Consider the following 6412-nt stretch of genomic DNA (forward strand, 5'->3'; position numbering starts at 1 on the left):
GATATCTCTACTTCTCAAAATGATGGTTTTGTGGGGGGATTACCCCTTGCGGCTCACCCCTGAATTACAAGCAATCTACCTCGCTTAAACCAGCATTGCCACAGGCGCTTCGCAAAAGTATTTTCAATTGCTTTGCAAAATTGCTGCCAAGCATGCCAAAACACCTATACAATGCGGCCTTCGCTTCTTCAGGCGCGTAGCTCAGTTGGTTAGAGCACCACCTTGACATGGTGGGGGTCGTTGGTTCGAATCCAATCGCGCCTACCAATGAAATATGGTTTCTTAGCCACATGGCAGAAACATCAATTCATTGGTATATAAAGCCGCACGGTTTATGTGCGGCTTTTTTTTATTGCAACAACGCCTACCAAGCCCGCCTCGCATTGGCCTGTGCGCAGGGCTTTTTGTTTGCCCAAGCATGGCAGCAGATGAGAGTACACATCTCGCGACCACTGCGTCAAAGCCAAAATAGCAGCATGCTCAGAGGTGCTGCACACGCATAACAAAGCGATTTAGCACAGCCAACAAAGCACGCCCAGCCCTGCTCCTATAGCGGCGTTCGCACGTGCAATGTAAATGAGGCGCAATCACAACAATTAATTGTGTAAGATACAAATCGAATCTCTGACGCTGTATTGCGCAGTACGCATGTGCAGCCAGTAGCATTCATGCGCTTAGATCCTGTTCATCAACGATTAAAGATTCGAGGTAGTTATGAAAATTTTGGCCATTTCCGCACTGTGTATCACTGTAATTTTGGCTGGCTGTCAATCAGCACCCCAAGTCGTTGCAAGCAAAGAAAATTTGCTTGAAGCAGCTGGATTCGTCTCTAAATCTGCCACGACTCCTGCACAACAAGCGGCCTTGAAGAGCTTGCCAGCCAATAAGCTGGTCAAACAAAATGTCGATAACAAGGTCGTCTACGTGTATGCCGATCCTATTGTTTGCCAATGCGTCTATTCTGGCAATCAAGCCGCTTACTCCAAATACCAGCAAATGGTGTTTCAGCAAAATCTCGCAGACGAGCAAATGATGACCGCGTCGATGGAGCAGAACTACTTTGACTTTAGTCCATGGGGCGGCTACTGGGGGTATTGATCAGGGCCATCCATCAGGTCCAATCCCTCAACAGCGCTGATTACCGCAGTAGCACTTGAGCTGGCAATTGCTAGCTTCTGGTAGCCAACAATCGCTGGCCAACGCCTGCACATGCGCTATCTGCCAACATACAAGATCGCTGGCCTAGGGCAACTCTGCAAAGGCCACGTTACTGGGAGGGCGGTATCGATATGGGCTGCAAGGCGCCTTTTGAAGGCCATAGCGGTCGCCATGGATGAAAACGACTTACGCAGCAAATCGCTCAAGACCACCCTCAGGCCACAACAGGCAGTTGTGCAGACCTTCCCCAGATCGTCATGGGCTGCACCCCGTCGCAACAACCAGGGCCCATGCTGACGCCAGCAGTGCGTCAGTGCGCCCAAGCAAGGCGCACTCTGATTAACGTCAACGTCAACATCAGCGCCACAACCACCAGTGATGCATCACGCAACCTGCTCGTCCGCATCGGACATAGCCGTTTTATCGGTCTGCACAGCAGCCACTGCAGCCTCGACACCCATTCGCACTGTGCGTGATTCGACATGGATGCTGGACACTGGCGTATCGGCAGCGCTGGGCTGAATATCCAACTCAGCCAGCGTGGCAATCAACTCTGCCACCACCTGCTCTTTGTGCAACACAAAGGTCGATGCAAAACAGCGCCAAAAGCGCCAGCCTGCACGCTCCAAAATACGCTGGCGACGCATATCGGCATCCCATTGCTCTGGCCCATGGTAGCGATCGCCATCGCACTCAATCGCCAGCCGGCTGTCATTGTCGCCTTCGACCACCATGTCGATCCGGTACGAGCCTACCGGCACCTGCGGTATCACGCGGTAGCCTTTGCTGGTCAGAATGTCGAAGACTTCGCGCTCAAAGCCCGATTCGCATTTGCTGCGGTTGCTGCTGAGGTCTTGCTCATTCTGCAAAAACGGCGCCTGGAAATGCTGAATCAGCTTGGCGCGCAGCACATCAGCCTGGCTCAGCTCTTCGCCGCGGATACTGCGCACCAGGTACATGCGATCACGCGCACGTGAGGCCGCAACGTTAAAGCGCTGCGCCGTGGCTGCCTGCGTTTGTGCGTGGGCGTTGCCAGGAGCTGCAATCATCGACAAGAACATGATGTCACGCTCTTTGCCCTGGAAGGTGCGCGCATCGCCGCAAGTGATGTTGAATTGCGTGACCAGCTGCTCACCCAACTCGTCACCGAGCATTTGCATGATGCGCAAGGCCTGCTCACTGCCAATCAGCGAGACCACGCCAATGCTACGCCCAGCCATCGCAGGGTTGGCCACAATGTCTTTGATTTCGTTGACGATAAAGCGTGCTTCTGGCAAGTTGATTTCCTTGCTGCGAAAGCCGTCTTCGACATACACATCCACCAGCGGTGGGTCCAGGCGCTCAGAGCGCGTTGGCATGCGCAGCGGTTTGAGCTCATGTTTGTAAAACTCGCGCTTGGAATACTCGATGATCGGCGGCACGCTGCGGAAATGCTCGCGCAACATCACGGCGCTATTGGCAAAAACCACCTTGAACAAGTCGTACATCGAGCGGTCAGGCGTCATCTGCGGGCGAAAGATATCAACCTGGTTGTGCAAAAAGCGCCCAACCAAGTTTTTAACCTTCTCTTCTTCAAGGCCCACGCCATCGGGCGAGACCTGCTGGTCATCCCCCACAATCAACACCTTCTTGGCGCGCAAAATTGCTGGCAGCGCAGTCAGATCGGACTGCGAGGCTTCGTCAATGATGACCAAATCAAACGCGCCCAGCTGTGCAGGCAAGGATTCCGAGATGCGGTAATGCGGCATGATCCAACAAGGAATGGCCTTGTTCGCACGTTCTGAAGCCTGGCGCGCATCCTGGCGAAAACGGCCAGCGCGAATGCCAGTGCCCTTGCCAATTTTCTTGATCGCAGTGCGGTAGGCTTCCAATGCTGCCCGCACATCTGGCGTCGCATTCTCGGCCAACTTCAACCAGGTACGCGCAGTGATTGCTTGCTGGTAGAGATTCGACAAATCAGCCTCTTGCTCGCCACGCTGCCTGGACAAGCGCTTGAGCTCCTTACGGCCATCGATCTGATCGACATAATGGCCCAGTCGGTTGATACGCCACACGTTGGCCCAATTGTCTGGCAGCAGCAAGTCCACCGTGCCTGAGAACGGCTGCTGCTCGAGCTGGCTGGCCCAATGCACCGCCCCACTGGCACGAATCAAGTCCGTCACGGTTTGGATTACTTGCCAATGGTCGACCAGACCATGCAGTCTGCGCAGCTCTTGCAAGCAATCAGACCATTGCTGCTGCATCTGCTCATCCGTGACCTCAGCCGAGCCCAGCGTGCTGGTCAGAAAGTGGCGGATCTGCTGCGTGATCGCACCGTCTGAGCCATCCAGGCTGCGGAGAATATCTTCTTTCACCTGCCACGTCTGGGCCAGGCGGTGTTGGGTGACATGCGCAGACAAGATCGCCGCCGCCTCATCCACCATATAAGGATTCATCGGCACTTGGCCAGCCTTTTGCCAGCCTGGAATCAGCGCTTTGACTTGCGCACTGACCGATTGCTCTTGGGCAATATGGTGCTGCAGCTGCGCCATAAGCTGCACGATCTCGCCCGCTTTGAGCAGGCTGGAGACAGCATTCTCCAGCGTCGGCAAACCCATTTCAGGCGCAAGTGCATTCCAGCGAGCCACCAAAGCCCTGGCCTCTTTGGCGTACATCAAAAAGGCATAGACATGCCGCCAATCATCAGCGCTGGCAGCGGGTGCACTGACGATGGTGATCGCATCCAGAATTTTTTTCTCAGCCGACTTGCCAAACAAACCTGCCAAACCAAACGGTTTTTTGCCCTGCGACAGGTTCTGAACCGCCTCCACAACCACCGCATTGTTTTCTGTTTGTGCTGGCACCGACACCGGGCGCGCCAAAAACAGCTGACGCTGCTGCAACGCGGCCTGCACTTCGTCTCGGAGTGCAAAGAACAGCCCCAGAATATCCTGGTGTTCGGGCTTGCGCAGGTAGAGCTGAAAATTCGCCAGCCATGGCTCAAAAGCACCGGCAATGGCCCCCATCAGCGCACGCAGCTGCTCCAGGTTGTGCAGCGCATCTGCCACCTGCGCCATCCCATCAGCTCCAACAGACAGTCGCGGCATGTGACCGCTGGCCACCTGGGACTGCAGTTGTGCCAACTGCTGTAAATCGCCATGCACTTGCAGCAAACGCGCTGGCGCAGGAAAACCCGTTAATGCCGGCAATGGCTTGCCCAGATACACCAAATCATCACCCACCGCCTGGCGCGCCGCGCGCAATGCCACGATGCTGTCATTGCCAAATTGCGCTTGATGCCGGGCCTCAATCGTCAGGGTATCAGGAAACCAGTCGCAGTCCTGCCTGTGCAAAGCCACCTCTTCGGCGACCTCCACCGGGCTGAGCAACTGGCCATCCAAGTCGATTTTGTCGAGGTTCAGGCGCGCCCAAACCGCAATATCTTGGTCGATCCTGGCAAGGCTTGCATGGGTCGCATCGATTTGTAAAGAGAGCTGCTCAATCTCACGGCCATACGCATGGCGGTCAATGCGCGTGACCTCGGCAGCGATCTTGCTGATGGCAAAATCAAATTGGCGCATGCCATCGGCTTCGCTGCTGAGCAAACTCACAGCCAACGGGCGAATGGGCTCTGGCAGCTTCTCCTGCAACACTGCCAAAGCCGGGTCTTTCATCGACGTCACCAGCACGCGTTTGCCAGAGGCCAAATAGTGGCAAATCACATTCGCGATCGTATGGGTCTTGCCCGTGCCTGGTGGGCCTTGCACGACGACACCATCATGCACTTCCAACATCTGGATGATTTGAACCTGCTCGTCGTTGTAGGGCTTGGGGAAATACAGCTCCGAGGGCTTGGCGCTGGCATGGCTGCTGCCCGAGACGGTGGACAAGCCTCGAAAATGGGGCAGCGCCACATCGATGTTCTCAGTCGCTGGGTCCAAAAACAGCGCTTGCAAAGCACCAGGCAGCACCTGCTCGGAATCACCACTGGCCACCACGGCTTCAAAACGCGCCAAATCCTGCACCAGCAAATTGCTCGCACGAGGACGCGCCAGCAAAGCCCAGGTATCGGTCACGCACAAGCTCTCTGTCGGCTTGGGCAACGTGCGCTCATCCGTGGCCGCATGGTCAGGCCAATAGCTGCCAGACGCGTCAAGCATGGATGCCGCCGAGCGCAGCAAAGGCGCATAGCTGCCAAGCTCAAACGGATTGATACTGGGTTGCAGCTCCAGAAACTGCTTGCCCACCGCCTCCAGTTTGGCCACGCCATGGTTGTCTTGTGCGGCGTAAATATCCAGCTCCAAGCGGCTGTCGTGGCTATTGGGCCTCACCTCCAGCGCCATCGTCTTGTCATCAAGCCTCAGCTCCACAGCCTGCGTCAACAAGGGGTAAGTCAAGCTGGCAGTGCCCTGCTTTTGCACTGCCACCCCCATGCCCCAGACCAACTCCAACGCAGCGTCGACCAGATTGCCCTGCATTTTCTGCGACAGCATGAACAGCTCAGAGTACAGCGCAATGCTTTTACGCACGCCTTTCTCACGCTCAATCCAAGGCTGCCACTGCTGGTTCAAATACGTTTTTAGCAAGCTGCTCAATGCAGGCAGATCCTGCGCCGCCAACTGGGCTTCATAGTCATCCAGTGAGACAACCGGCCACTGCACACACGATGTGTCCTGCATGCAGGTGGAGGGCTCCATCTGCTCGTACAAGCCCAAGTTGATCAGTTGCAGCTCGCTCAGCGACGGCTTGAGCGTGGGCTCGTGGGCAGGATTGGCGGCGAACTCCAGCCAAGCGGCCAAATGCTTGTCCAGCGGCTCGGGGGGAGGGGTGGGCTGTAGACGCTCAACACGCAACCAAACCTCGTCATCGCCCTCTTGTATATTGACCGACACCCCCGGCAGGCTGGTGAGTTGGCTCTCGTGGCTAGAGAAATCTTTATGCTGGTTGATATGGAGGGCTGGATTCTTTTTAAGCAATGCCGTTTGCTTGGTGTACTCCAACATCGCCAACAGCCGCTCTTGCTGCACATTCATTGTTATTCCTTGTTTCACCCACACCGCCACCGCGATCGGCTTGTCACCTGATCCACGCTGCCCGCCATCTGACTGGGCGATCTCATTCCAAGTTGGACTCCGGGCTGCACAGCCATGCGGCCCACTACAACGACTTAACCGCCAAGTCACCTGACTTTGCTCAAGACAAGAAAAAAGCCTGTTGAATAAATTCAACAGGCTTTTTAAAAGGTTTTGGTCGGAGCGGCGGGATTCGAACTCGC

2 protein-coding genes and 1 tRNA gene are annotated in these 6412 nt (G+C 55.6%); 2 read left to right on the forward strand and 1 reads right to left on the reverse strand.

The window, feature by feature from the left end:
• Window positions 1-190: 190 nt before the first annotated feature.
• Both E8K88_RS17645 and E8K88_RS17650 read left to right on the forward strand, forming a co-directional pair.
• Window positions 191-267, forward strand: a tRNA-Val gene (locus tag E8K88_RS17645).
• 537 nt (window positions 268-804) lie between these two features.
• Window positions 805-1098, forward strand: coding sequence for a hypothetical protein (locus tag E8K88_RS17650; RefSeq protein WP_205880125.1), 294 nt, complete (start codon window positions 805-807; stop codon window positions 1096-1098).
• Between the two features lie 443 nt (window positions 1099-1541).
• On the opposite strand, the gene E8K88_RS17655 is transcribed toward E8K88_RS17650, so the two are convergent.
• Window positions 1542-6170 carry an AAA domain-containing protein gene (locus E8K88_RS17655; protein WP_136407988.1) on the reverse strand — a complete coding sequence of 1543 codons (4629 nt, stop codon included), beginning with the start codon at window positions 6168-6170 and terminating at the stop codon, window positions 1542-1544.
• Window positions 6171-6412: the final 242 nt, after the last annotated feature.

The sequence above is a fragment of the Lampropedia aestuarii genome (assembly GCF_004803635.1).
Lineage (GTDB): Bacteria > Pseudomonadota > Gammaproteobacteria > Burkholderiales > Burkholderiaceae_C > Lampropedia > Lampropedia aestuarii.

Excerpts from the sequence above, each read along its gene's own strand:
- E8K88_RS17655 (WP_136407988.1), bottom strand. The coding sequence starts at position 6,170 with ATGAATGTGCAGCAAGAGCGGCTGTTGGCGATGTTGGAGTACACCAAG.